Here is a 26,951-nt window from a genome sequence, read left to right as displayed (position 1 = left end):
TTACTTGGTTCTTTCCCCCCCTTATCAAAAAGGAATCAATTACTCATCATGTAATTATGCAAGACTTATGCCAATAATAAAAAACCAATAAAATCAAGGGAATTGGATCGAAGGAAGTCACCTAACTGTTCCACTTTGGAACAGTTAGGTGTTCCAGTATGGACCAAAAACGTTTAATACTTGGCAAAAAGGCAATTTTCATTTTGGTGGATATCTGAATTTTCTGTTATAATTAAATTATATGGATTAACCCTTAATACTCTTAAACTGAAGATTGTTTAGAGTTGCCTAATTGAAATTGAATCGAAAAACAGTGGCCGTTTACTGGATTTTACATACGGGAGGACTTATTCAATGTCTATTAATATTAGCGCGGATAAAGGAACCGTTCCGGCATTTATTCAAGAATCATGGAAGCGGTGCCATTCAAAAGGACTTCAGCCTAGCACGATGGATAAGGAAGATATGCTTGGCGCATTTGAGTTGGCCGAATACCACGATCAATATGCAGAACTGCTGTACCATTCTTCCCCCATTTTAGAGGAAGTTCATAGCTCGATTAATGGCTTGGAGTCCATTTTATTACTTGCTGCTCCTGAAGGTTATATCATCGAAACAGTTGGCGATCCAGCTTTCGTTCGGCATGCAGATAATGTTTCCCTCAGAAAAGGGGCCAATTGGCTAGAGGAATCAAAAGGGACAAATGCAATAGGAACAGCCATTATAGAGAAAAAACCCGTATTGATTCATGGCAATCAACACTTTCATCAGGATAACCATTTCCTTACTTGTGCCGCTTCCCCCATTTATCACCCTGATGGGCATCTGCTTGGTGTCTTGAATTTAAGCAGCCATCAACAGAATTATCATCCTTTTTCCATTAGCCTGGTTCAGAGGGTGGCTGATAGCATCAAACAAGCACTCTTATTGTCACATTCTCAAAAAAGGGAGAAAAACCTTTATTTTATATTTGATCAATACCCTGATCCTCTAATCACCCTTGATAAAGAGGGGAAAGTTACAAATCTCAACATTGCGGCGTCCAAAGTTATTGGCACATTGAAAAAACCGATACCGAATATAATATCAAGATTAGACCCGCTTGTTTTAGAACAGAAGATTTCAATAAAAGACCAGGAATACACAGTTCAGACCCTTGGTAAAAATATAGAAAATCAGTCCTCCGTGATCCTACGGCTAAAAAAACAAAAATTGAATGATGGTTTAACTAATCGATATCAATTTACCGATATAATCAGTAATGATCCACAAATGAATCAAACCATATCCATTGCCAAAAGGGCAGCAACACTTGATATCAGTCTTCTAATCACTGGAGAAAGTGGAACGGGAAAAGAACTGTTCGCTCAATCCATTCATGGGGTTAGCTTAAGAAGCGATAAACCGTTCATCGCGATCAACTGCAGTGCAATACCCGAAAACTTATTGGAAAGTGAGTTATTCGGGTATGAAAAGGGTGCCTTTACTGGCGCAAAAAGCGGCGGACATAAGGGGAAGTTCGAAGCTGCTGATGGCGGAACCCTGTTTTTGGATGAAATCGGGGACATGCCGCTTCCAGCTCAAGCGACTCTGCTTCGCGTGCTTCAGGAAAGATGTGTGACCCGTGTCGGTGGACATGCTTCCATTCCAATCGATGTAAGGGTCATTGCCGCCACAAACAAAGACTTACAAAAAGAAATTGAAGCAGGGGAATTCCGTGCCGATCTATTTTTTCGCCTGTGTGGATTATCGTTAAAACTTCCAAATCTCAGGAGTCGTAAAGATTTATTACTGTTAGCAGAATACATTTTAGAAGGTTTAGCATATAAGAGCGAACATACCGAATTAACCCACGAAGCTAAAACATTCATTTTGGAATATTCGTGGCCAGGAAATTTCCGTGAATTGCAAAACGTGCTCGGACAGGCTGCATTCCTAGCTGATAATGGTCCGATTACAAGGGACTTACTCGAGGCACTTTGCCCTGTTTCTTCCATTACACTTGAAGAAAAGGCAAATGCCGATCGAGAACCAAGAAACTTTCAAGAACAAGAAACCAAACTTATCAGGAATGCCTTGGAACGAACAAATGGAAATATCAGTAACGCCGCAAAACAACTTGATATCGGCCGAAATACACTTTATAGAAAAATGAAAAAATACGGAATGAACTTTCAAAAAGTAAGAGATTCTTAGGATATAAAAAGCAGGAATGAAGAGTTTCCTTTTTATGAAAATCTCTGACCTGATTTGGTCGTTTCTTTGTTATCGCAAGCAACTATATGCGGACCAGCAAACCTTGTCTCCTTACAAGCTACTTTTCATCTTCAAAACAATAAATAATGAAGTGCAGGAAATCAAAATCTCATATAGAATGATGTTATTGATATAGTATCTAAAATTCCGCAAGGGGATGTGTGGTCAATAGTATGGAGTTGTCATCTGAACATAAGGAGTATAAAAATGTTTTGATTCGATATCTGGAAGAAAATGAATCTTTGTTTTTAAATGAATGGAACGAGACCATTAAGATCAATGAAATAGACCCCTACAAAGAAAAAGTTAAAGAAAATGGATATGGGATGTACTCACTGGTCATCCAAACGTTCAAGGAGGCATTGTCGGAAGACGTGCTGATAAGGTTGGCTTACCAGGTTGCAAAAGAACGTCTTGAAGCAAATATTAACATCGGGGATTTTCTATATAATATCAATTTAGGGAGAAATATCATAATCAGAAATGTTTTTGGGACGAATATCCCCATTTATTATATGCAGAAATTCATTAATGACATTAACTTGCACTTTGATTCGTTCAGCTATCATGCAGTAACGAGATATACGAATCTAACAAATGAAGTGATTGAGGAAAAAAAGTCTTATATAAGTGAAAACCACAAAGATAAATTAGCGGTACTGGGACAGATATCATCAAGCTTTGTACATGAGTTCCGAAACCCGCTTACAGCTATCATGGGGTTCAATAAATTATTGAAGCGGGAGAATCCAGGGTTGAAATATTTGGATATCATTGATTATGAATTAAATCAGTTGAATTTCAGGATAACCCAATTCCTCCATACCTCCAAATCTGATTTTAATGAGGAACAAAGAGAGGAAATTTCCGTATTAAAGTTAATTGAAGAAATACAAGAATTGACTTATGCGAATATTGTGGATGCCAGCGTTAATGTGGAAATAGATATTTATCCAAACTTAGTCATGACAGCGAGCAAGGATGGGTTAAAACAAGTGTTCTTGAATCTTTTCATTAATTCCATTGATGCTTTAAAGGATAGGGAACACCCTAGAATTTTGAGGATAAACTCTTTAATTGAGGCGAATGAAAGAATAATTCGAATTTCTAATAATGGACCGGCCATTGCCAGTGAATTGATCGAATCTATTTTTGAGCCCTTTGTCACAACAAAAGAGTTAGGAACGGGAATTGGATTATACGTATGTAAAAAGATCATTGAAAGTAATGATGGGTATATGAATTGTGACTCTAATGAAAATTTGACCACATTCAGCATCCATTTCCCAATTGTTCAGTACTAAATTTTTATAATGATTTGATACATAACCTACAGGACTTTACATACAGCTTTATTCATACATATCCTTATTTTCCGAAGCATGTAGTAGGTCTAGGATTAGTAGCGGAAGCATATCCCGGACGAAGAATCAGTCTTAGTGGAAATAAATCCATTTGGAAGATGTCAAAATTCATAATTTTGGATTTTGGCATCTTATTTTTATCGCCCCCCTTAGTCATTTTTTCACATTTTATGAAAAATATCCTATAATCCACCTTGAAATTTTTCAGTCGATAATTTTTGTCGATAATTTAAAAGATATCAATTAAATTGTCATTTTTTAATTCGAATGTGAATCAAAAGGAGGGAATAATTAATTTATGAATCATATATTGAATTTTTGATTCATTATTGAATCAAATTAAATTCACAAAAGCGTTAAATCCTATTGAACTAACCATCCTTTTTTTGGCATGGATATTGCTTTTATAAATATGTATAAATTTATTTGGAGAGAGGGTGCTTTTAGAAAGATATGGCAGGGGTGTGAAATTATATTTTATACATAACAATAAGTAAAAAGAGCAAAATCCATCAAGGATCATTATACTTTTCGCGTGTTTCGTTTAGGGGCTGTAGTTAGAAAAAGAGGAAGTTTAAATGGGAAAAGCGGATAAGGTAAATAGTATAAGCGTTACAGCATACATATAACTTTTTTCTTAACGACCAAATTTGGCCTCATAAAAGCATTGGTGAAACAGGGGGATAGACTGCAAACATTGTTTTTGAATGAAAGATTTCTACTAGGGTACCCATGAGCAGTAGTTTTCTGCTTGCAAAACGTTAAATTGACAGTTTTAGAGGATGGTGACAATAGTGGCTTTTCAAACAAATGAACTGAAACATGGTCTCAAGACCAGGCATGTCACAATGATTTCTATTGGCGGGGTCATTGGGGCAGGACTATTTATCGGAAGCGGAACAATAATAGGTTCAGCAGGACCTGGTGCTATTATATCGTATATAATCGCAGGATTGATGATCGTGCTCATCATGCGTATGCTGGGTGAAATGGCTGTGGTGAACCCTGATAGCGGATCCTTTTCAACATATGCACATCAGGCAATGGGCCCTTGGGCCGGATATACGATTGGCTGGTTGTACTGGTTCAACTGGGTTATCATTATTGCTATAGAAACAACTTTATTGGGTACTATGGTTCATGATTGGTTTCCTGCCATACCCATGTGGGCTGCTAGTCTTTCTTTCCCTATTTTAATGATGGTTACGAATATATATTCAGTCAAAGCTTATGGTGAATTTGAATACTGGTTAGCTTTCATGAAAGTGACAGCCATTGTCATCTTCCTATTCCTGGGTGCAGCGATGATTTTTGGATTTGTTCCTGGATTTGATTCACCAGGACTTGCCAATATTACCGGAAATGGAGGGTTTTTTCCAAATGGTTTTCTTCCGGTCCTCCTTAGTGTGATATTCATTACCTTCTCTTTATCGGGTAGTGAGGTTGCTGCCATTGCTGCAGGAGAGTCTGAAAACCCTGAAAAAAATATTATTAAAGCCATAAACGCTGTTGTATGGCGTCTCCTTCTTTTCTTTGTCGGCTCAGTGGCTATTTTAGTTATCGTAATCCCACAGGGGGCTGAAGATTTACTGAAAACCCCCTATGCCAGCGTTTTTGATATGGCAGGCCTCCCGGCAGCGGGTCAAGTTATGAATATTGTAATCTTCATATCATTGCTTTCTGTTTTGAATTCAGGGCTATATACAAGCTCACGTATGTTATACTCTTTAGCAAAAAAAGGTGATGCACCGAAAATTCTATCCCGTGTGAATAAGAGGGGAATCCCGATTTGGGCGTTAATGGCATGTGTTTTCTTTGCTTATGTGTGTACGACATTTAAATTTGTTTCCCCTGATAAATTGTTTGCTTTTCTCGCAAATAGCTCGGGAGGAGTCACTATGATCATGTATATATTTATCGCTTTTTCTCATCTGTATTTGAGGAAAAAGACTGAAAAAGAAAATCCCGGAACACTTAAAGTGAAAATGTGGCTATTCCCTTACTTAACCTACGCGACTATTGCAGTATTATTTATTATATTTGTTGCTCAAGCATTTATTGATTCCATGCGGTTGCAATTCTTTCTTACAAGCCTTCTCACGATTCTTGTTATAGGGTCATACTTTCTGTTTTATCATAAGAAAAATGTAATGACTCCTGAACAAGACGGTAAACTAAAAAAAATTCAAGTTAAAGAAGGGTAAAGGATGTAGTCGTTTTTGTCCAAGGAGAAAAGATTGACTATTCTAATAAAAGTGCTGCTCTTAGTGAGCAGCCTTTTTTCTAGTTTAAAAAAGATGGTATTCATTGTATGGGGGGAATTGAAAGATGTTCGGAACTCTGAATGCCATCACTTCTGAACGATTTTTAGAGGGGACATTCGATTATGATAAACTCATTCATTTGCAACTTTGAAATCCTTTGCTAGAATATAATCTATAGAAAAGATTAGGAGTGGTGACTGTGGCTGAAACTCCAGCTGAAGATTTGATTCATTATATCGCACCAAGAGGAGAGTATATCCCTTTTTTAGATGATACGGACTATATCGCTAAAGGAATGGAGTGGAAATTATTCACTGCCCGTTCGGTTAAAAGAGAACTATTATATAAAAGCGGCAGTTTTCAAGGGAAAGTCAAATTGGCAGGTTATGAACAATATGGAAACGGTCTTGACACGGTGGTCGTTGAATTTGAGAATGGAAAGCTTAGTTGCATTAACCCTTCCTATTTAAAGGAAATGCAAAGCTCCAGTTTCGGAAAAGAGTTGTTGAGCGGACCGGTTTCCGAAACATCCGCAGTTCCAAGTGAAGAGGAACAGGTGATGGAAGCCCCAATTACGGAAACATCGGATCAGCTAAGTGAAGAACCAAAAAAAGCAAAAACCAAAAGTAAAAAGGCGACAGCAAAACCTAAGTTGGATTTACCTGGGGAAAAAGTGCATTTCACCGCAACTGTCAAGGAGTTCACGGCGAAAATGAACCATTTCACTGGTGAAGAAGATGAAGTCATACTCTTGGAGAATGTCAAGGTGACAACGGAACCTGAACTGACAATCGGTGATGCTTGGTGTGGATATAGCAAGACATTAAAAAAAGCTGAGCTCGAAGAAGGGGACGAAATCGAATTTGATGGAAAAGTGGTCGATAAAAAATACAATAAAGAAATACGATATAAAGTAAATAATCCATCTAAGTTAGTGAAAAAGGGGATGGAAGCTTAAAAAGGGAGTAAGCAACTGCTTACTCCCTTTTTTTGTAAGGATCTCAAATCGCATTAATCAGTTCCGAATAAAAAGAATGAGTTTTTTGTGACCTTATTAGAATTTATGCGTCCAACACTGGAATATAATCGTGTGTGGGAGATACAACATATAAAAAACATAGTAATGCCAGTTATTCTGAATTCGTTTAGTTTGGAGTTTTTCCCTTTTGTGGTTTCATATATTCCAGTGTTGGGGATAATACACTAAGATAATGGATTTATTTAAAGATAAGGGGGGGCATTAATATGAAAGAATTATTCCGTTTATTAAAACAAGGTAATAAATCGGCGTTCATTGCTGCATGTGTGAATAGTATCATCGCTGTGCTAAAGGGAATTGCTTATTTCATGACAGGAAATGTCGCTATGTTCGCTGAAACCTTACATACTTTGGGAGATGCTGCGAATCAGTTTTTTGTCTTCATCGGTTCTGCACTTAGTAAAAAGTCACCAACTGATCGATTCCCTGATGGCTTTGGGCGTTTGGTTAACCTCGTTTTATTAGGGGCGGTTTTGGTTGTCGGGATCATGTCTTATGAAACCATTAAAGAAGGGTTTCATCACATATTGCACCCAGTAGAATCAACTGGAATCATTATTAACTTGTCCGTTCTTTCGTTAGCTGTTGTGTTGGAATCATATGTTTTATTTAAAGCGATGAAAGAAGTGGTGCATGAGACTGGAATCGAAGCTAAAGGTACAGCCGTCATTTTTAAGAGTTTTGCTGGTTTAAAAAGAGCAAAACCAGCGACGAAATTAGTATTCATGGAAGATATGGTAGCAACTGGAGGTGGAGTGCTTGCGATAATTGCCATCTTATTAGCAAACTTCACGCCCTTCATTCAAGCGGAAGGTGTTGCTTCTGTCATGATTGGTCTCGGTATGTTCTATGTGGTTGGAAGGGTTTTCCTTGATAATGCTGCAGGCGCTCTTGGGGAAGCGGATATAGAAATGCGTCAAAAGATTGGTTCTATGGTCATGGGTGACCCAGATGTAAGGGATATACAGAAACTGGCCGTAATAAAAGAAGGGGAGGACTTTCATGTTGAACTTGAAGTGGAACTTGATCCCCATATTTCAATCGCCCAGGCTGATGACATCAAAGATCGCCTGTTTAATGAGATATTCAAGGAAAGAGGAGTCACGGATGTCATCATAGAATTTGATGAAAATGACGGTGTTCCAAAATGGGAAGGTCAGATTAAAAAAGAATTGAATGAAATGGAAAAAGATGGGAAGTAGAGAATGTTTAGAGTTCTAGAATACAAAGTGTTCGGATAAGGATAAATTTATATTTAATCGAATCCGGATTGATGCTCAAGGTCACAAAAAATGTTGTGACCTTGTTTCACGACATTCATTTCCATATACTAATTCATAAAAACATCAATACCTATTTTACAATTGGAAATGGAAAAATCACAACCTCCATGGTAATGCTTGTTCAATACTTCACGTTCTTTCCATGTGCATGCAAAATAAGCTATCATGGACATAGTTACATAAGAAGGATTAAGGAAGGGTGAATAAGAATGAAGAAACCTGATATTAAATTAGTTGCACTTGACATGGATGGCACTCTTCTAAATATTGCAGGAGAAATATCCGAAGAAAATAGGAGAGCGATTAAAGAAGCCGAAAATCAAGGGGTTTTTGTTGTATTGAGCACGGGAAGATCCTATGCTACATGCAGTGATTTTGCCAAGTCAATGGAACTCCAATCATACCTCATTACGGTAAACGGAAGCGAAATTTACGATAATCAAGGAAAACTGGTGGAAAGGAATATCGTCGATAGTGAGTCCATACAGTGGATGTGGGAATTAAGCCAAAAACATGGTACGCATTTTTGGGCAATTAGTTGCGATAATATTTACAGAGCTGAAATGCCTGAAAAAATCCATGATTCGCAGTGGCTTAAATTCGGTTTTGATACAAATGATGAAGGCATCCGCAAAATCATCATGGATGAACTGTTATCAAAAGGAACTTTTGAAATAAGCAATTCAAGCCCAACGAATATTGAAGTGAATGCCATGGGAGTCAATAAAGCGAAAGCGATAAAGCTTGTATGTTCATTCCTCGATATTACTATGGATAATGTTATGGCGGTAGGAGACAGCCTTAATGACCTTGCCATGATTTCTGAAGCAAAAGTGGGAGTGGCAATGGGAAATGCCCAAGAAATTGTGAAAGAAAAAGCAGATTGGATGACAGCAACCAACGAAGAAGACGGTGTGGCTAAAGCCATTCGTAAATGGGTGCTTTCAAATTGAATCGATACTGTATATGGGCCCTTTTCCATATACAGTTTTTTATGAAATGGCTTGCATGATGATGAAGTTCAGCTCCTGAATTAATTTCTTGAAAATTGTGTATTTTAGAAGTATGATTATCTTGTAGTGTTATATTTTGGTAATATATTAAAAATGGGAGGTTTCATAGATGAGAAGAAGTTTGCCTGAACATTGGTGGAATCAATTATCTTTACCAGTTATCTCAGCACCTATGTTTTTAATATCCGGTCCTGAGTTAGTGAAAGAATGCTGTTTGAATGGGGTGATTGGCTCTTTTCCAGCGCCGAACGCGCGGCCAATAGAGGTACTGGATCAATGGATGGGTGACATAAACGACACATTGAATGCAGCAGGGGAGAAAGAACCAGGCTCAAAGATTGCTCCATGGGCAATGAATATGGTTGTCCACCGTACTTATAGCCGTCTTGATGAAGAATTGGAACTGGTCAAAAAACATCAGCCTCCCATTGTCATTACATCATTAGGTTCACCAAAACATGTGGTGGATGTGGTACATAGCTATGGCGGTTTGGTCTTTTCGGATGTCAGCTCTGTGGAATTTGCAAAAAAAGCTGCCGAGTCAGGTGTGGATGGATTGATCTTAGTTGCTGCGGGAGCCGGCGGTCATGCGGGTGAGATAAATAGTTTTGCTTTCGTTGACAGCGTAAGGACATTCTGGGACGGAATCATTTTGCTTGCAGGATCAATTAGTACTGGTCACAGTATTTTGGCGGCTCAGGCTGCAGGAGCAGATCTGGCTTATATGGGAACACGTTTTATCGTGGCAAAAGAGAGCAGGGCAAATGATGAATATCGTGAAATGCTTGTCGATTCTGATCATGATGACATCATCTTGACTGATGCATTTTCAGGCGTTAATTGCAATATGCTGAAACCGAGCATCAGAAAGCAAGGCATGGACCCAGAACAATTAGCAAAAAAAGAAAAAGTCGACTTTGACAGCATGTCCAAATCATCTGACTCTAAAGCGTGGCGCGATATTTGGTCAGCAGGTCATGGTGTAGGGGCGATTAAAAAAATAGATACCGCTGCCGGCATCATTAAACAATTAGAAAAAGAGTATCAGGAATCCTTAGAGAAATTGACTGGGCAGGCGGAAAAATTAAAAGGCATCATATCAAAATGATATGAAAGCGCTTCATTTAATTATGCGAATATAGCTTATTTTCACACAAAAAAGGTGTCCATAATGGATGCCCTTTTTTGTGTGAAATATCAGGGCTAATTTTTCAGCTGATGATAAAAGAATTATTCAGCCATAAATGCAATGTGTATAGGATATATAAAGAAAAATAGTGAATTTAGGATGTAAGACAGTGAAAAGATATTGATAAAAAGATGGATAAATGTTATATTATTTTCGTGATAATGACCGAATGAACGATATAGTCATTAGTCATTTTTTGTTTTGAACGTAATATATAGATAAAGGATGATAAATATATATTGCAGAAGCAATTGACTTAATTATGTATTCTTCTATCCGTTTTTCACTGAAATAGATTAAATAAACGGCATATTCGTCGTAAAGGAGGACTTGGTAGGCGTGTTAAAATCTTTAAAGGGTGAATTTTTAGCCATTATAAAACATCCTATGATACTCATTTCCATAATCGGGATCATAATGATTCCCTTGTTATACAGCGGCACGTTCCTTTGGGCATTTTGGGATCCATACGGTAAGGTGGACCAATTGCCAGTTGCCATTGTCAATATGGATGAAGGTGCCGAGTTCAATGAATCGGAACTTACAATAGGAAAAGACTTAGTCAAGGAGTTAAAGGAGAAAAAGGATTTCGATTGGCATTTCGTCAGTCAAAAGGAAGCCAATGAAGGTCTGAAAAATCAAGATTATTACATGAAAATTGAAATCCCGAAAAACTTTTCGAAAAATGCAACGACCTTACAGGAGGACAATCCGGAAAAACTGGATTTAATTTACACGTCCAATGAAGGGTTTAACTATATATCTACTAAAATAGGTGACGCAGCTTCGGAGAGAATCAAAGGGGAAGTTTCGTCAGCCGTTACGAAAACCTATGCGGAGTCAATGTTCGACAATTTGAACGAAGTGGCTGACGGACTCAAAAGTGCCAGTGATGGAGCTGGAGAATTGAAAGACGGAACAGATTCAGTGAAGAACGGATCAAGTGAACTTGGTGATGGGATTAACTCTGCTAAAGAAGGTTCTAAAAAAGTGGATGAAGGAATTGATTCCGTTCATTCAGGTTCTGTAGAAATCCATGAAAACCTTGAAAAACTAGCCGAAAAATCATTGACCTTTTCAAATGGGGTAGGTTCCGCAGCTGCAGGATCAAAAGATCTTAATCAAGGGTTACAACAGTTTAGCTCTGGTGTTGGACAAATGAAAGATGGGCAATCCGAGCTTTTGCAAGGAGCCAAGAAATCTGAAGCGGGTACCGGTGAATTGGCATCTGGACTGCAGCAGTCATTAGAGGGCTTCAATCAAATAGAAGAAAAGCTGCCCGCTTTGACAGAAGGGGCAAATGGCGTGGCCGCTGGTGCTGATCAGCTGTCAGGTTCATTGTCTGAATGGAGTGCAGCATCGAGCGAAGCGAAAGCGGGGGCTTCTGAAGTTTCAGCAGGTTTGGAAGAAGTTATTTCCGGATTGAAACAACAATCCGAAGCTACTGATGATCCTGGCGAGAAAGCGCGTTTGGATGGAGTGATTGCTTCTCTAACCCGCATAAGCGAAGGCAGTAAAGGAGTTTCTGAAGGAGTAGGGAAACTATCAGCCAGTGCATCCGAAATTGCTAAGGGCTCAAACAGTCTTAGTGATGGCGCAAATCAGTTAGGTGAAGGCTCAAGTGCGCTAAGCGGTGGTTTTACTCAATTGAAGCAAGCTCAGGATAAACTTGCCAATGGAGCGAATGAACTGAAAAATGGTCAAGGTCAATTGGTTTCTGGATTGACGACGTTTGGCGATAGTATAGATTCAGCACAGAGTGGACTTGGTCAGTTAACCGAAGGCAGCAACAACTTGGTAAGCGGACTTGATCAACTTGAAGATGGTTCCAAGCAATTATCAAGTGGAACCTCACAGCTTTCGGAAGGTTCTAAAGGTCTAGTTACAGGAACGGATAAGTTGAAAGAAGGTTCATCCAGCCTTACTAGTGGTATGGGAGAACTGGCCAATGGAGCTATCAAGTTACAAGATGGAATTGCCAAACTTTCAGATGGATCTGAAGAATTACATGACGAATTGAAGGATGGGGCAAACGAAGCTGGTAACATAAAATCAAATGAAGAAGTATATGACATGTTCGCAAGTCCAGTTAAAGTGGATAAATTGCCAATAAATAATGTACCGAACTATGGCACTAGTTTTGCACCATATTTAATTTCATTGAGTTTATTTATCGGGGCTATCGTTCTGACGATCATATTCCCGTTAAGAGATCCTGCTGTTAAGCCTGCAAGTGGATTTAGCTGGTTTATTAGTAAATACAGCGTCATGGCCCTCATAGGAATCTTTCAAGCCGTATTGGTGGACTCGATTTTAATTTTAGGACTTGGAATTGATGTTACGAGCCTGCCGCTGTTTTTTGCAGTAAGCATTCTTGCTAGCTGCACATTCATGGCTATCATCCAGTTCCTGGGTTCAGCCTTTGATAATCCTGGCCGGTTCATAGCATTATTAATTTTGATTCTTCAACTGACCAGCAGTGGCGGAACATTCCCGAATGAGTTGGTGCCTGGCTTCCTGCAAGGGTTCACACCATTCTTACCGATGACTTATTCGATTAATGCTTTCCGAGCAGTCATCTCAACAGGAGATTATAGCTTCATGTGGCATAATCTTAGCATATTGGCCATATTCCTTGTTGTGGCATTATTATTATCACTCACGTACTTTATTTTCCGGTATAAAAAATTGAACGGCGTATTAAATGAAAAACTGGAAGATGCAACTGTACAATGATCAAAAAAAACAGCGACCCGTCATGGGTCGCTGTTTCAGACTGTAGACAAACTCGATGAAAATCGAGTTTGTCTACAGTTTTTTTATGGGCGTACAATTTAGACGTTGATTTCCGATCCAGGCACTCGCTTTCCGCGGGCGGTCCGGGAGCCTCCTCGGCGCCTTTGCGCCTGCGGGGTCTCCCCTGGACGCGCTTTTCCCGCAGGAGTCTCGCACCTTCCGCTCCAATCAACTTTGTTTTAACTTTTAGATAGAACCCTTTTGCCTAAAGTCTTTATTGTTTTAAAATAGAATTATAAAAATTGAGGTGATGAGGATGCTTTCTAAACATATTTCAAAGGGGGTTCGGAATTTTTTAATTCCGAACCCCCTTTGTCTACAAACTGAAACAGCGTCCCGTAATTGGTCGCTATTTTTTATTGATAACCTGAATATATGTGCCAAGCGCTTCCTGTTCACAAGGAAAAGGGAAAGAAGTCAAAAAACGATTATAGTGATAAAACTATGGCGCAACCTGTACAAGAGTGTAAAAGTATTTAAACAAATGCTATACCCTTGACTTTTGAGTGGCAGGTGCATATTTCTTCATCGGATTTTTAGCAATGACATCTTTTAAATAAGGGTGACCAGAAGGGCCAGGTTTTCTCATAAGTTCCATTAGGTAAGAAATATCGTCCAGAGCTCTGTGTGTTTGGAAATTGGTGATATTATGTGCCTGCAGTAATGTTAAGAGTTTACTATTCTCGAATCCGTATTGCTTCCAAGGTACATTCCGCATCGTACAGAACCACTTTTGATCATTGATTTCCGGATACATTTGGTAGAGAAAACTTCTATCGAAAGAAGCATTATGTGCGAAAATCGAATCAGTACGGGCTATGAAGGATTTAATTTTTTCATCGTGAAAACTTTTTCCTTCAACGGAGCTGTATGGAATTCCATGAATCCTGTATGCTTGATCATAATTACTTCTTGCTTGATAGGAGAGAGGCTCCCTTAAAAATGATTCTTGATCAATAAGATTAATAATTTCCCCTGTTTCACTGCTGTATGTAAAGAGTATAAGGGCAAGTTCGATAATTTCATCGGAAGAGGGACGTAAACCAGTTGTTTCCACGTCTAGTACTAAACCTAATCTATTAGACAATTTTTTTTCCTCCAGTAGAATTTCATTAATCTATTATAGCTGACATAGGTTAGCAATTGAAAGTGTAATGTAAGGGCGAGATTGAACAATCCTGGATTAAAGCGATTTCTGATCAGACGATGCTATAAAAAAAGATAGAGAAGTGCTTTTATCAAAGCAATCTCTACCTTTTTTTATCAAATTAAGTTCAGATGAATTGTAAAATGCTCTCCAATTCATCTTCGACAATTTGTACGAATTCGTCGTTTCTTTGAAGACTGAAAATATTCTTGGCTTGATTTATATATTGCAGTCCTTCGTCAGGTTGTTGGAGATTAATCAGATTTTTACCAGTTAAAAGATGAAGTTCTGCATATAAATATAATGATTCTATCGAATTACAAATGTTGATCCCTTTAAGGGTATAATTTAACGATTCCTGATAGTATTGAAGCTCAGTCAATGTTTGTGCTAATCCATGAATGATCTTCACGATAATTGTACCTTCTTGATTCACATGGGGAATATTCTCGATAAATTCCAATGCTTCATTAAAGATGGTGATGGCCTCTTCATAATTCTTCGTTTTAAAATGGATGATTCCAATACTATTTAGTATTGCTATCTCCTGTTGATGTAGAATGACACGTTTACCCATTGTAATCCGAATGGCCTCATTCAATAATTCTATAGCCTTTTGTTTGTCATTGTACAAATAAAAAAAAGCTATACCTTCATGCCATTTCAAGAATTGATAAAATGATATCGATTTTTCCGGTGCCGTTGCCATTTCTTTTTGGACGATTTCATAGATTGCTTCATAATTAAGTGTGCGTCTATATTTGTTTATCAAAAGTTTAATGGTTTCTATGTAATTATAAATTGGTTCATTTTTGGTAGTGAAGAAGTAGGGCAGGTCAACTTTAAGTTTATCCGCAAAAAGTGCCAATTCATCAATCGTTGGAGAAGTGATGCTTCTTTCATAATCTAACAGGATATTAGGTTCACATATATCCTTAGCCAGTTCTTCTCTTGTAAGGTTTTGTTTTATTCGTAATTCGTGGATAACAGAGCCAACCTCTATTTTCATTGCAAATGCCCCTTTATACCTATGTCTAGATTTCTATTTTAACATAATTTATTTTTATCAGGAAGATAATTGAAAGGTGGTTCGAAATAACTACTTTACGTGTTTTCCAAGGTATCCCTACAACAAAAATTATGAATTGCGTTTTATTATTGAAGTGAGCAAACTAATATGACGTCTTTTCAATATAAAGTGAGAAAAGTATATATTCACGGATAATAGCAAGCATTAAATTTAAAATATAAGGATAAAAAAAGAGGCGGCAACCTGCCGCCTCTAACGTTATTAATTTCCAATGAATTGCTGGGTCCAATAGTGGGCGTATTTCCCTCCTGTCACATGCCCAATTCCAATATGTGTATAGTTCTTGTTCAGGATATTGGCCTTATGTCCGGGGCTGTTCATCCATGATTTCATGACAGCATCCGCACTAGGTTGACCTGCTGCGATATTTTCCCCTGCGTACTCGTAACTGATCCCAAAGGATTTCATCATATCGAAAGGCGATCCATAACTCGGGCTTGTATGATTGAAATAATTATTATCACGCATATCCTCAGATTTCAGAATTGCTACGTTGGAAACGTCTGTATCCATTTCAAGGGGAGAGAGGCCAGCTTTTGAACGTTCTTCGTTAACCAAACTAAGAACCCGCTGTTCAACTGATTGACTTTCTTTTTGATTTACTGTTGTGTTGGATGCCGGAAGATTAATGATTTGTCCGATTCGAATTTGATTTGCATCCTTTATAGCAGAGTTCGTTTTGAGTAATTCGTCAATGCTGACATCATATTCAGAAGCAATTTTCGTTAAGGTATCTCCTTTTGCCACCTCGTATGTATTGGCTCCCATTGCAACTTTTGGAGATAGTAGGGATAGAGACAGTGCTGATAAAATGATGATTTTCTTCATTTTGATTCCTCCTAGTAGAATATCTGGATTGGAAGTATAGTATGCTATAAAAATAGTTTTGTGTAAAATTAGCTCATTAACATTCTTTATTGGAATGGGAAAAAGGTATCGAATAAGAACATACAAAATACGGGTCCATATAACTTGGGAGAGTATATGGTAAATCAAAATCATAGGGCTTTTTGATAAATTGGTAGGATCATTTCATGTAGATAAAGAATCATTTTACGTTTGCAGGCCGTGTTTGTCAGGGTAAACAATAAGAACATCAAAACGATATAGTTATATGTAACTAAATATGATTGAACTAATAAATTATCCTAAGGGTGGAACTTGTATGGATTTAAAGGCAGGCAAATTGTTTTGGAAAGATACATTTGAAGCAAAAGAATACCCAATGCTGGAAGAGGATCTTTCATGTGATGTTTGTATAGTGGGGAGTGGTTCATCTGGGGCGCACTGTGCCTATTTTTTGGCAGAGACGGGTCTGAATGTGGTTCTGATCGATAAACGGGATATAAGTGAAGGGAGTACGGTTGCGAATACTGGACTCTTACAGTATTCAAATGATAAAACATTAACATCCCTCATTCATAGTTTTGGAGAAGAAGCTGGGACGCGGCATGTTCTGCTTTGTTTGGACGCCATTAGGATACTTGAAAAAGAGGTTGTTCCAAGTTTAAAGGAAAACCCGGATTTTAAAATTAGAAAAAGCTTATACTATGCATCCAATCCCAAGGATGTTTCTATGCTTAAAGAAGAATATAATAATCTAAAATCCCGCAATTTCCCTGTTGAATATTATACTGAAAAAGAGATTTACCGAAAATTTTCGTTTCCGAAAGCAGGAGCGCTGGTTACAGATAAAGATGCTGAAATCAATCCTTATAAACATGCACATTTATTGATTGAAAAGGCAGTTTCGAAAGGCGTACGTGTCTATTCAAAAACAAAAATCAATGGGAAGATATTAAAAGAGAATCAAACCCAGTTATTTACCCAAACCGGACATACGATACATGCACAGACGGTCATCTTCGCAACTGGGTATGAAGCCCAAGAAGAGGTGAAGGATAAAAATGCAGTGATTCTCAGTTCGTATGCCATCGCAACCAATCAAATAGCCGATCAAGCTAAATGGCATGATAATATGATGATTTGGGAAACGGCACGGCCTTATTTATATGCAAGAAAAACTCCTGACAATCGAATTATCATTGGTGGCCTTGATGAATCGACCGGTTATCTGGAGAAAAGGGATTCAATGATTTTGAACAAAAGAGATAAATTAATAAAGCAGCTTGTCAATCTGTTTCCAGAATTAGAGAATCGGATTTGGGCTGATTATTATTGGGGAGCTTTTTTTGGTGAGACCCATGATGGTTTACCGACAATAGGAATGTATCCTGACCATCCTAATTGCTACTTCTTATTGGGTTATGGCGGGAATGGAACGGTTTACAGTGTCATCCTTTCCCAAATCATCAGGGATTTGATTACAAAGGGAGGACATGAGGACTCGGCATTGTACGTTAAGGAAAGGCATTTTTCAAAAAGTATTGTCCATTAAGACAGGTATCTCTTCATCATGAATAGAATTAAGTAGACAGCTGAATATACGGAGGGATTCTTCGATGTGGTTTAAGGAATTGGAAACAGAAAGGCTGCATTTAATCGAAATAGGTCACCATCATGCTGAGAGTCTATTTGAAATCCTCTCTAAAGATGAAGTGACTAAATATGATGGGATAGAAAGTTTAACTCTATTAGAAGATGCCCGTCGCTTAATCGACGCGTTTAAAAGTGCCTATATAAACAAACGTGGGATGCGATGGGGAGTCATTTTAAAGGATTCAGGCAAATTCATCGGTACCGTTGGCCTGAATCAATTGAGCCTAGCCAACAAACGCGCCGAAATAGGATATGAAATCCATCCTGAATATTGGAGGAAACACCTTGCGTCTGAAGCTGTCAACGAAGTATTGCGCTATTGCTTTGAAGAATTGAAACTACAAAGAATCGCCGCTTTAACTTTCAAGGATAATATTGCATCCAGAAACCTATTGAAGAAATTTGGATTCAAAGAGGAAGGCAGCCTCCGAAGTTATCTATTTCTTCGTGAACAATCGCATGATGCCCTTGTGTTTTCCTTGTTAAGCACAGAGTATTGCCAGTTACGGCAACAAAGTTTTCAGGGATCAAATAGATTTTAGTTTAATATAGAAGATTGCAGCTGGCCCAAGTGCCAGTCAGACTGTAGACAAACTCGATAAAAATCGAGTTTGTCTACAGTTTTTTTAGGTTTTGAACAATTTGTACGTTGATTGGAACGTAGGGCACTCGCTTTCCGCAGGCGGTCCGCCCTCGGCGCCTGGTGTCCCCCCTGGACTCGCTTTTCCGTCACAAGTCACCATCCAACATTATTATATTGAAGTATACCCCAAACAGCTTTCTCCTCAACATTTTTGAAACAAAATAGGAGTCTATATTACAAAGAATGATTTAATGTAATAAAAAAAATCGGTTTGACATCTTTGTAAAAATATATTAATAATAGAAAAGTAATACTTAATACTGTTAAAAATGGAAAAACAAGGTGGTGAGTAGGTGAAAAGGATGAAAAAAAGAGAGCGAGGGGAATAATTTGAACAAAAAGAATGGATCATTATACAAAAAAATATTGAGTTTCACAATAATAGTCAGTTTACTATTTCCATTGGTACCTGCAGATGTAATTGCTCATGGAGACATGTCACCAAATTCGAAAACCACAGGTGGAAAATCGAAATCTACTAATAAAATAAATGAAGATCGTAAGTTCACGGAAAAGGTCAGTGAAATTAAAGAAAAAAGAAAAGTGGATGAAAAAACCTTTTTAAACAGCAATTTGAGCTATTCCACAGAAGTGTACAACGGACCAGTGCATTATCATGATTCAAAAAAAGAATGGAATCCTATAGATAATGAATTAGAGACGAATGATGAAGCAGACAAAAAAGACTTTAAATTTAAAAATGGAAGGAATAAGTTTTCTGCCAAATTGTCTCCCACTAGTAAAAAGAAACAAATTGTGTCACTGAAATTTGGAAAAGAAAAACTTGGGTTTGGATTAGTGAATCCAAATGCAGCAAATGCCAGCACGAAAGATGGGAAAGTCATCTATAAAGATGTCTATCAAGATACAGATATACATTATACGATGCTGCCAAATGGGATAAAAGAGGATATTCTTTTACACAGTAAGGAAAGTGCAACAAGTTTTAAATACTCAGTGCATGGCACATTGACAGCAAGGAAAGTAGATAGATATATTGAATTCCTTAATAAAGATAATAAGGTAGTATGGGAAATGCTTCCTCCCTTCATGGAAGATGCAGAAGGGGTTTACTCTGAAAAGATTGAATATTCAGTTATCCAAGAGGGTAATAAGCAATACATTCAAGTAGAGATCGATGAAGCATTCGTGAAAGACCCCGCTCGTGTTTTCCCCATCATAGTAGACCCAACCGTAAATATTGGCGGGACTGCCTCAAATACAAAAGATACCTACGTCATGAAGAAATACCCGACCATCAATTATTATAACAGTACCGATTTACGAACTGGATTTACCGATTCAACAGGTACGACGAGGTCCTATATAGACTTCACCAACTCTTTACCGAACATAGGTGGCGGGCTATTTGTAAGCGCCGAATTAAAAGGCTATAAATTCAGTCAACCAACTGCTTCGATTAATACGAATGTATATACGCAACGCGTGACCTCAAGCTGGGCATCCACAGGTGTAACTTGGAATAATCAGCCTACCATCGATACGACAAAATCATATGGAAGTACCGCTGTCAATGGAAATAATGGCTGGTATAACTTTAATATTACCGATCTTGTGGACCAGTGGTATAAAGGTAAAGTGCCAAATTATGGAGTTGTTTTAAAATCATCTTCTGAAGGAACCCTAGGAACATATCGAAAATTTTACTCCTCTGATTATTCATCTAATCAACCTTATCTTTCTGTCACATATTCGGGCGTGCCAAACGCGCCTACAGGTTCAGCCGTCGGAAATGGGATTAATTCAGGCACGGGTTATGTAAACCTAAACTGGACGCCCGTCGCAGGAGCTACAGGATATAAAGTCCTTGTTTTTAATGGAAAAGAATATGAAGAAATTAATGTAGGAAATGTGACATCCTGGTCAACAAAAGGGAAGAAAATTTGGCCAACGGCTGCTCAAATAGCAGCTGGGAATTACAATTTGCGTTTAAATGGAACGGGCACTGAACTAGCGGATGATCCCAGGCCAGTCTACAAGAACTCGAAAGGAACGTACCAAGATCGGAAAAATTACTGGTTCCGGATCAAGGCATACAATAAATATGGGGATAGTGCACAATCCGCACAATTCACACCAACGATTGCCGATCAAACCGCACCAACCAAACCTGGTAAACCAACGATTACAAGTCATTTAGATTCGAATTTCAAATTCACCTGGGCAGCCTCGACGGACTCCAATTCCGGGCTGAAGGGGTATCAGGTATATGTGGGAACCGCTGCGGGAAAAACCGATGTTGTCAATGGCACATTAGTGACGCAAAACTCTTTCACTCTGCCAAAAGCGGTTGCCCGCACCACTTACCATATGTATGTCCGTGCAGTCGACAATCAAGGAAACTATATCAATTCAGATTCCTCGTCCGGTATTGCGCGAAAACAACTGGATGCGTCCATCGTCAGTTACACGATTCCACCGCAAATGGAAGCGAGCGGTGATTACAATGTAGCGATCACGGTGAAAAATGAAGGAATTGAGACATGGACGAATTCTGAAGGCTTCATGCTCGGGTCAACGGCAACGAATGATCCATTTTCCAGTAACGCCAGGTTAACGCTGACAAACTCAGAATCAATAAGCACTTCAAAAACAAAGACATTCAACGTGAAGCTAAACGGCGGAAAAAAAACCGGGGATTATAGCAGCCAATGGCAAATGCTGAAGTTGAAAACGGGAATGTTCGGCGATCAAATCTCCCAAAAAGTCAAAGTGGTCGATACAACCCCGCCAGCAGGGGAAATTGTCATTAATCATGGCGCAAAGGTAACGAATACACCTAATGTGACATTAACTTTGGCATCCTCCGATAATAGCGATAGTGACATTTCCCAAAGGTTCCGTAATGAACAAGCAAACTGGACAGCCTATGAAAAACAGGTTAAAACCAAACCATGGACCTTATCAGGCGGCAACGGTGAAAAAACTGTATCCGTCATGTTTAAGGATGGTTCAGGTAATGAATCAAAAGCTTATTCCGAGAAGATCCTGCTAGATGCAACCTTACCAACGGCTAAATTAACCTTTCCCGTTACATTGGATTATCTTAATGGGATAACGGAAATCAATGGTTCGGCTACAGATAATGATGATATGGACGAGTACGTGCTAAGTTACGGGAAAGGCGAGTCTCCCCAAGCATGGACTGAAATTGCCAAGAAATCGGATGATATAAAAGATGGGATTTTAGGCAAATGGGATGTAACCGGCATGGAAGCTGGCCTCTACACAATCCAGTTGAATGTTCGTGATAAAGCTAGTAATACATCTATCGCTACTAAAAAGGTATGGGTTGATCCGTTACAGTCGATGCTCAGGATAGAGGACTATTGGGCCTACACCAGCACGGAAACGGGATACGGTGAAAGTAAGACGAATCTTGCAAATGGGAATCTTCATTTGTCTTATACAGATAGTTCTATAAAAGGACGAGGGCTGGATGCAACGATTATCCGTTCATATAATAGTCAAGATGATCAGCAAACTTCACTAGGCAAAGGATGGAGACTGGATGCCCATATATCTCTAGTTGAAGAGCCGAATGGGGATATTTTCCTAATTGATGAAGACGGGTCGAGGCACATCTTTAAAAAGAATGTAAATTCCACTTATAGTTCCCCACAGGGAGTCTATCGGGAGTTGGTCAAAACCAGTGGCGGGAATTCTACGTTAACAGATCTAGATGAAGCGGGAATCATCCAAACCTTTAATGATAAGGGTCAACTTATATCAATCGAAGATAAAAATGGAAACAAAAATTCGATTCAATATGATGGAAATAATATTAAAGAAATCGTTGATTCTACAGGGCGAAGAACAACCTTTACTTATACGGATAAACTTTTAAGTGCAATTACGGATAGCACGGGAGCGACCATCAAATACATCTATGTAAATCAAGCGCTTACAAAGGTCGAATACCATGATAAGGACAATAAATTATTTCGATCATTAAATTATGAATATGATGGAATGGGCAAGTTAAAGAAATATATCAATCCTAATAAAAACGCAACAACCTACGATTATAATGGACACCGACTCATTAGTACGGAACGGCAATTCACCTCTTATAACGCCAATGCGAATAAGAAAAATGATCCGTCCATCGTGAAAGAAGCGTTTGTGTATGATTTACTGAAAAGAACGGCAAGAGTTTCTACATCGGGTAAATATAAGATTACTACTTCTGAATATGAAACGAATGAAAAGGGAAATTTGATTAAAACGATCGATGATCTCGACGGTCTAAAGGTAACAAGCAGGAATGTATATGATCAAAACAAAATCAAAGATTCCTTTGATGGCAAAGGATATAAAACGTCCTTTACGTACGATGACCGTGGAAATATTTTAACGAAAACCGAACCAACTACAAATGATATCGAAGGCAATAGCACGACTCCTGTAACTAAATATGAATATAAACCAGGCACAAGTCTATTGACGAAAGAAATAGATGCCTTGGGCCGGGTCACAAGTCATGAGTATGATGCTAAAGGAAACCGGTTATGGACCGTTGATGCAGAAGGTTTCAAGGATTCATTTAAATACGATAAATTCGGAAATTTGACAGACAGCTCCTCAGAGAGAGGACCATTATATGCGGCCGTTCCCAACTTTAGCTTTGAAACGGGTGAAGGCACATCCATTCCAAATTGGAAGAGTTCGGGAAGTCCATCCTACCAAACAACCGAAATAAGAACGGGAACGAGAAGCGTTTCCATTACAGGTTCGATAGAATCGGAGCATCTGCCGATTAAACCAGGAAAACTACCTGTACGGGCACTGGCGTGGACAAAAGGATCAGGCGCGATAGTATCTGCTCAATTTTATGATTCGTCCAAGGAATTAATTAGCACCAAATCCAGTGTTGCTTCAAATGGATCTGGATGGAATTTACAACATATAGGTGCAGTGATTCCTGCGAATGCTTCCTTCATTACCGTGAAAATCCAAGCTGGATCATCTTCAATCAACGTAGATGATGTGAGATTGGAAGAAAGTGATTTTAGTACTCGAACCGTCTACGATTCAAATGGTCTGCATGGAATAGAATCATATGATCCTTATGGAAAGAAAATGGCATTTGAGTTCGATGCAGCTGGAAACAAAATTAAAGAAACGAATGAATTGGGACAAACAGCAAGGTTCTCATATAACCTGGATAATCAAATAACCGAACAAGTTGATCGGCTGGGAAAAATAACGAAATATCAATATGACGGTGTAGGCAATTTAATCAAGGAAACGGATGCACTTGGTCAGGCGGTAGAGTATGAATTTGATGAACAAAATCATCAAATCGTTGTTCGGAACCCGAAAGTCACCAAGGCAGCTTATGATTTCCAAAAGCCGCATCCTCCTAAAATAATAAATAGTACAGAAATTGATGAATATAACGAGCTCGGTGAAAAAATCGCTGAAAAAGATGGTAACGGTTACGTTAATACCTATGAATATGATTCCCTGGGCAGACTCATCAAGAGTATTGATCCATTAGCCAATCAACTGCGAATGACGTATGATGCCAATGATAATAAGGTTACGGAAGAGAATTTTGCATGGGATACGACAACATCCACCCTTTATTCGAAAGGAAAAACACATTATCGGTACGATGAACAAAATCGCCTGACAGCTTCTTCCGATCCAACCAAAGACCAAAACACTTTAGTGGAACAAAGTAAGTTTGATGCTGTCGGTAATTTCGTAAAGTCCATATCCGGTACAGGGGACTGGATCAGTTATGAATACGATAAGAATGACAACGCCGTCTACAGTAAAGATTCTTCCAGTCCAGCAGTGGAAACATGGACGCTTTACGATGGGCTGGGGAACGAAGCAATCGCTTTCGATAAATTAGGCGCAACACACTATATCTACGAAGCCAATGGTCAATTAAAGGATGTAGTGGATACAGACGGGAAATATACGACGTATTCATATAACGCTGCAGGAGATAAAACGAAACTGGTAGATGCCACTGGGGCAGTAACGGAGTGGGAATACGATCAAGAGGGTCAACTGCAAACCGAGAAAAAAGCAGTGACGGAAACCAATCCCGGTGAATCTACGAAACAAGTATCTTCATATGAATATGACTCTATCGGACAAGTGAAAAAGAAAAGCTTGAAAGAAATAAATGGCTCCAAGACAACCGTTTCTAAAGAAGTCACCTATGAATATGATGAGTTAAGCAGACTTGTAAAAGAAACAGGCCTTAATGTGGAAGACGGGAAAGTAACGGAAAACCGTTTTCTCCATGATCATAATAGCAATGTGACGCATACATGGGTATATGATGAGAGTAATCCCGTCCCAGTAGCGGTGGATCCAGATGGTGATGGGTTCTATAACAGTGAAACCGTCTCTGAATATGACGCCAATAACCGCCTAATTTCAGAAACCATAACACACACGGATACACAGACGACGACGAGATATGACGAAAAAGACAATAAAGAAATCTTGAGCAACGCCCTTGGTGATACGGTCATTACGTATGATGACAATGACAGGATGACAAAGATCCTGACACCTAATTTTGATTCCTATCATTATGAATATTTAGTCGATGATTCTTTATCCAAAGTAAAAGCGCCTGGAGTAGAAACATCGATCAGCTATAATGGCGGTTCTAAAGTGAAGTCCCTGAAAGCTGTAAGTCAAAAGGATCAGAGCGTGCTTTTTGACCTTCAATATCAGCATTCCGATACGGAACAAATCACGCAAATCTCCGATAAAGGAAAGGTAAAGAAGAAATACACCTATACAGCAAAAGGGCAGCTTGAAACCGTTGAAGCGGATGGAAAGAAGCTTAAATATAGCTATGATGCCAACTCAAATCTGGTTAAAACGGAAAATGTAACATCGGGCAAGGTCGCTGCGACGTATACGTATACGACCGACAATCGGATTCTCCAGAAAAAAGAGTATAACGAAACATCCGGTGCGCTTCTCCGCACGACTGATTATGTCCATAATCCTGTCGGGATGCTAGCGAAAGTTACGATCAAAGAAGGCGCAAACACGACGGTAACCGATTACGGCTACAATAGTGATGATCAACTAGTCAAGGTCAATCAAACCGTGAACGGCAAGAAAAAACCTACCATCGCCTATGAATATGATACAGATGGGAATCGCATTGCCAAAGATGTGAACGATGGAACGAAAAACACGCACTATCATTACCATCGTGATACTAATGGTGAGTTATTCCTGGAAAGTATAGAAGGAATCAAAAGGGAAGACAAAATTAAATATCATCGTGATGCGGATGGGAATTTATTAAGTTTTAGCTTCAATGATGCCGTCTATTATTATCAATTTAACGCACGCGGAGACGTCATCGCCCTAACCGATAAAGCCGGCAGCACGAAAGCGACCTATGAGTATGATGAATGGGGAAATGTTACAGCCATTACTGGTGACAATGAAATAGCGAATGTAAACATTTACCGTTACGTAGGTAAGTATGGTGTCATGTATGATGCCGATGCCAACCTGTACTTAATGGGCTGGAGAGATTATGATCCTTCCATTGGGCGCTTTATTGTCCCTGATGAATACGAAGGCACGGAAGAAGATCCTACTTCCCTTAATCGCTATCTATATGCGGATGCCGATCCAGTCAATAACATCGACCCGGATGGCCATGCGCCAAAATGGCTGCAAAAAGGCTGGAAAGCAACGAAGAAGTACTCGAAAAAAGGGTATAATGCCTATATAGGCAATGATATTAAAAAAATAAAAAATCCGAAATCAAAGTGGTATCAAAAAGCCGGAGCAACGGTATCGGTCGCAAGCAACTTCATTCCAGGTGCCGGTCAAGCCAAATGGGCCGCCAAAGGCGCGATCAGTGCAGTCAAGTATGGAAAGAAAGCGAAGAAGGTAAAGAAATTTAAAGCAGCCCCATTAAAAAAGGAAAGAAAGCAGAAAAGTAAGCCAAAACCACTAAAACTAAATTTGCAGTTTTTTTCAAAATCAAGTGGTACACATCGACAACTTACATCGATGAAAGTAAAAGATTCTCATCATATAATACAAGATGCAGCCGTTAGAGCCATACCTGGTTATCATAGAAATAATGCACCTGCAATTCATCTTCAAGGACCAAATAAAAAGGGTACTAAACATTATAAAGCGAGCAAAGTTCAGAGACAAAGTGGGGGGGCACATATGCTTCAGAAAGAAGAATTGGATATAAAGCAATGAGAAGAGCAGGAGTTTCAGGGGACCAAGCACGAAGAGAAATAGAAAGAGCTGATAAGTATTTTGCTACTCTTAAGGTGAGTCCTAAAACAAAAACTCGTATTCCAGGTAATAGAAAAAGGAGGTAATT

General features: G+C 38.8%; 14 protein-coding genes. 11 read left to right on the top strand and 3 right to left on the bottom strand.

Annotation, left to right across the window (positions count from 1 at the left end):
• Positions 1–354: 354 nt before the first annotated feature.
• The 8 genes from ABIE66_RS14810 to ABIE66_RS14775 all read left to right on the top strand — a co-directional run bounded on the left by ABIE66_RS14810 (position 355) and on the right by ABIE66_RS14775 (position 13,144).
• Positions 355–2,196 (top strand): sigma-54-dependent Fis family transcriptional regulator, encoded by a 1,842-nt coding sequence (locus tag ABIE66_RS14810; RefSeq protein WP_370015257.1) that lies wholly within the window; start codon positions 355–357, stop codon positions 2,194–2,196.
• Between the two features lie 233 nt (positions 2,197–2,429).
• Positions 2,430–3,560, top strand: coding sequence for a histidine kinase N-terminal domain-containing protein (locus ABIE66_RS14805; protein ID WP_289325257.1), 1,131 nt, complete (start codon positions 2,430–2,432; stop codon positions 3,558–3,560).
• 845 nt (positions 3,561–4,405) lie between these two features.
• Entirely contained in the window at positions 4,406–5,824 is a 1,419-nt protein-coding gene (locus ABIE66_RS14800) for an amino acid permease (RefSeq protein WP_289327325.1), read from the top strand.
• 259 nt (positions 5,825–6,083) lie between these two features.
• Positions 6,084–6,842 (top strand): hypothetical protein, encoded by a 759-nt coding sequence (locus ABIE66_RS14795; protein WP_289325256.1) that lies wholly within the window; start codon positions 6,084–6,086, stop codon positions 6,840–6,842.
• Positions 6,843–7,129: 287 nt separating this feature from the next.
• Complete coding sequence (locus ABIE66_RS14790; protein WP_370015256.1) at positions 7,130–8,125, top strand: cation diffusion facilitator family transporter; 996 nt, start codon at positions 7,130–7,132, stop codon at positions 8,123–8,125.
• Positions 8,126–8,415: 290 nt separating this feature from the next.
• A complete protein-coding gene (locus ABIE66_RS14785; protein ID WP_289325254.1) occupies positions 8,416–9,159 on the top strand; it encodes a Cof-type HAD-IIB family hydrolase in 744 nt (247 codons plus the stop codon).
• Positions 9,160–9,328: 169 nt separating this feature from the next.
• Positions 9,329–10,327, top strand: a complete 999-nt coding sequence (locus ABIE66_RS14780; protein WP_289316224.1) for an NAD(P)H-dependent flavin oxidoreductase — start codon at positions 9,329–9,331, stop codon at positions 10,325–10,327.
• Positions 10,328–10,747: 420 nt separating this feature from the next.
• Positions 10,748–13,144: a YhgE/Pip family protein gene (locus tag ABIE66_RS14775; protein WP_370015255.1), complete on the top strand. Its 2,397-nt coding sequence runs from the start codon at positions 10,748–10,750 to the stop codon at positions 13,142–13,144.
• A 547-nt stretch (positions 13,145–13,691) separates the two neighbouring features.
• Here ABIE66_RS14775 and ABIE66_RS14770 read toward each other — a convergent pair.
• The 3 genes from ABIE66_RS14770 to ABIE66_RS14760 all read right to left on the bottom strand — a co-directional run bounded on the left by ABIE66_RS14770 (position 13,692) and on the right by ABIE66_RS14760 (position 16,269).
• Positions 13,692–14,291 carry an exonuclease domain-containing protein gene (locus tag ABIE66_RS14770; RefSeq protein ID WP_289325251.1) on the bottom strand — a complete coding sequence of 200 codons (600 nt, stop codon included), beginning with the start codon at positions 14,289–14,291 and terminating at the stop codon, positions 13,692–13,694.
• A 187-nt stretch (positions 14,292–14,478) separates the two neighbouring features.
• A complete protein-coding gene (locus tag ABIE66_RS14765; RefSeq protein ID WP_370015254.1) occupies positions 14,479–15,360 on the bottom strand; it encodes a helix-turn-helix domain-containing protein in 882 nt (293 codons plus the stop codon).
• 282 nt (positions 15,361–15,642) lie between these two features.
• The gene (locus tag ABIE66_RS14760) at positions 15,643–16,269 is read right to left on the bottom strand and encodes a CAP domain-containing protein (RefSeq protein ID WP_101225430.1); all 627 of its coding nucleotides are present in this window, start codon (positions 16,267–16,269) and stop codon (positions 15,643–15,645) included.
• Positions 16,270–16,606: 337 nt separating this feature from the next.
• On the opposite strand from ABIE66_RS14760, the gene ABIE66_RS14755 reads away from it, so the two are divergent.
• From ABIE66_RS14755 to ABIE66_RS14745, 3 genes are all read left to right on the top strand, one after another.
• Positions 16,607–17,839, top strand: a complete 1,233-nt coding sequence (locus tag ABIE66_RS14755; protein WP_370015252.1) for an NAD(P)/FAD-dependent oxidoreductase — start codon at positions 16,607–16,609, stop codon at positions 17,837–17,839.
• A 64-nt stretch (positions 17,840–17,903) separates the two neighbouring features.
• Complete coding sequence (locus ABIE66_RS14750; RefSeq protein ID WP_370015251.1) at positions 17,904–18,482, top strand: GNAT family N-acetyltransferase; 579 nt, start codon at positions 17,904–17,906, stop codon at positions 18,480–18,482.
• Positions 18,483–18,913: 431 nt separating this feature from the next.
• Positions 18,914–26,824 (top strand): DNRLRE domain-containing protein, encoded by a 7,911-nt coding sequence (locus ABIE66_RS14745; protein ID WP_370015250.1) that lies wholly within the window; start codon positions 18,914–18,916, stop codon positions 26,822–26,824.
• The last annotated feature ends 127 nt before the right edge of the window (positions 26,825–26,951 follow it).

Source organism: Peribacillus sp. B2I2, assembly GCF_041261685.1.
Lineage (GTDB): Bacteria > Bacillota > Bacilli > Bacillales > DSM-1321 > Peribacillus.
The sequence above is the reverse complement of the archived record's forward strand: the minus strand, read 5'-3'. Positions and strand labels throughout refer to the sequence as shown.

What these genes read in the sequence shown, in the direction of transcription:
- ABIE66_RS14810 (WP_370015257.1), top strand. Translation starts at nt 355, where the DNA reads ATGTCTATTAATATTAGCGCGGATAAAGGAACCGTTCCGGCATTTATT.
- ABIE66_RS14805 (WP_289325257.1), top strand. Translation starts at nt 2,430, where the DNA reads ATGGAGTTGTCATCTGAACATAAGGAGTATAAAAATGTTTTGATTCGA.
- ABIE66_RS14790 (WP_370015256.1), top strand. Translation starts at nt 7,130, where the DNA reads ATGAAAGAATTATTCCGTTTATTAAAACAAGGTAATAAATCGGCGTTC.
- ABIE66_RS14785 (WP_289325254.1), top strand. Translation starts at nt 8,416, where the DNA reads ATGAAGAAACCTGATATTAAATTAGTTGCACTTGACATGGATGGCACT.
- ABIE66_RS14780 (WP_289316224.1), top strand. Translation starts at nt 9,329, where the DNA reads ATGAGAAGAAGTTTGCCTGAACATTGGTGGAATCAATTATCTTTACCA.
- ABIE66_RS14765 (WP_370015254.1), bottom strand. Translation starts at nt 15,360, where the DNA reads ATGAAAATAGAGGTTGGCTCTGTTATCCACGAATTACGAATAAAACAA.
- ABIE66_RS14760 (WP_101225430.1), bottom strand. Translation starts at nt 16,269, where the DNA reads ATGAAGAAAATCATCATTTTATCAGCACTGTCTCTATCCCTACTATCT.
- ABIE66_RS14755 (WP_370015252.1), top strand. Translation starts at nt 16,607, where the DNA reads ATGGATTTAAAGGCAGGCAAATTGTTTTGGAAAGATACATTTGAAGCA.
- ABIE66_RS14750 (WP_370015251.1), top strand. Translation starts at nt 17,904, where the DNA reads ATGTGGTTTAAGGAATTGGAAACAGAAAGGCTGCATTTAATCGAAATA.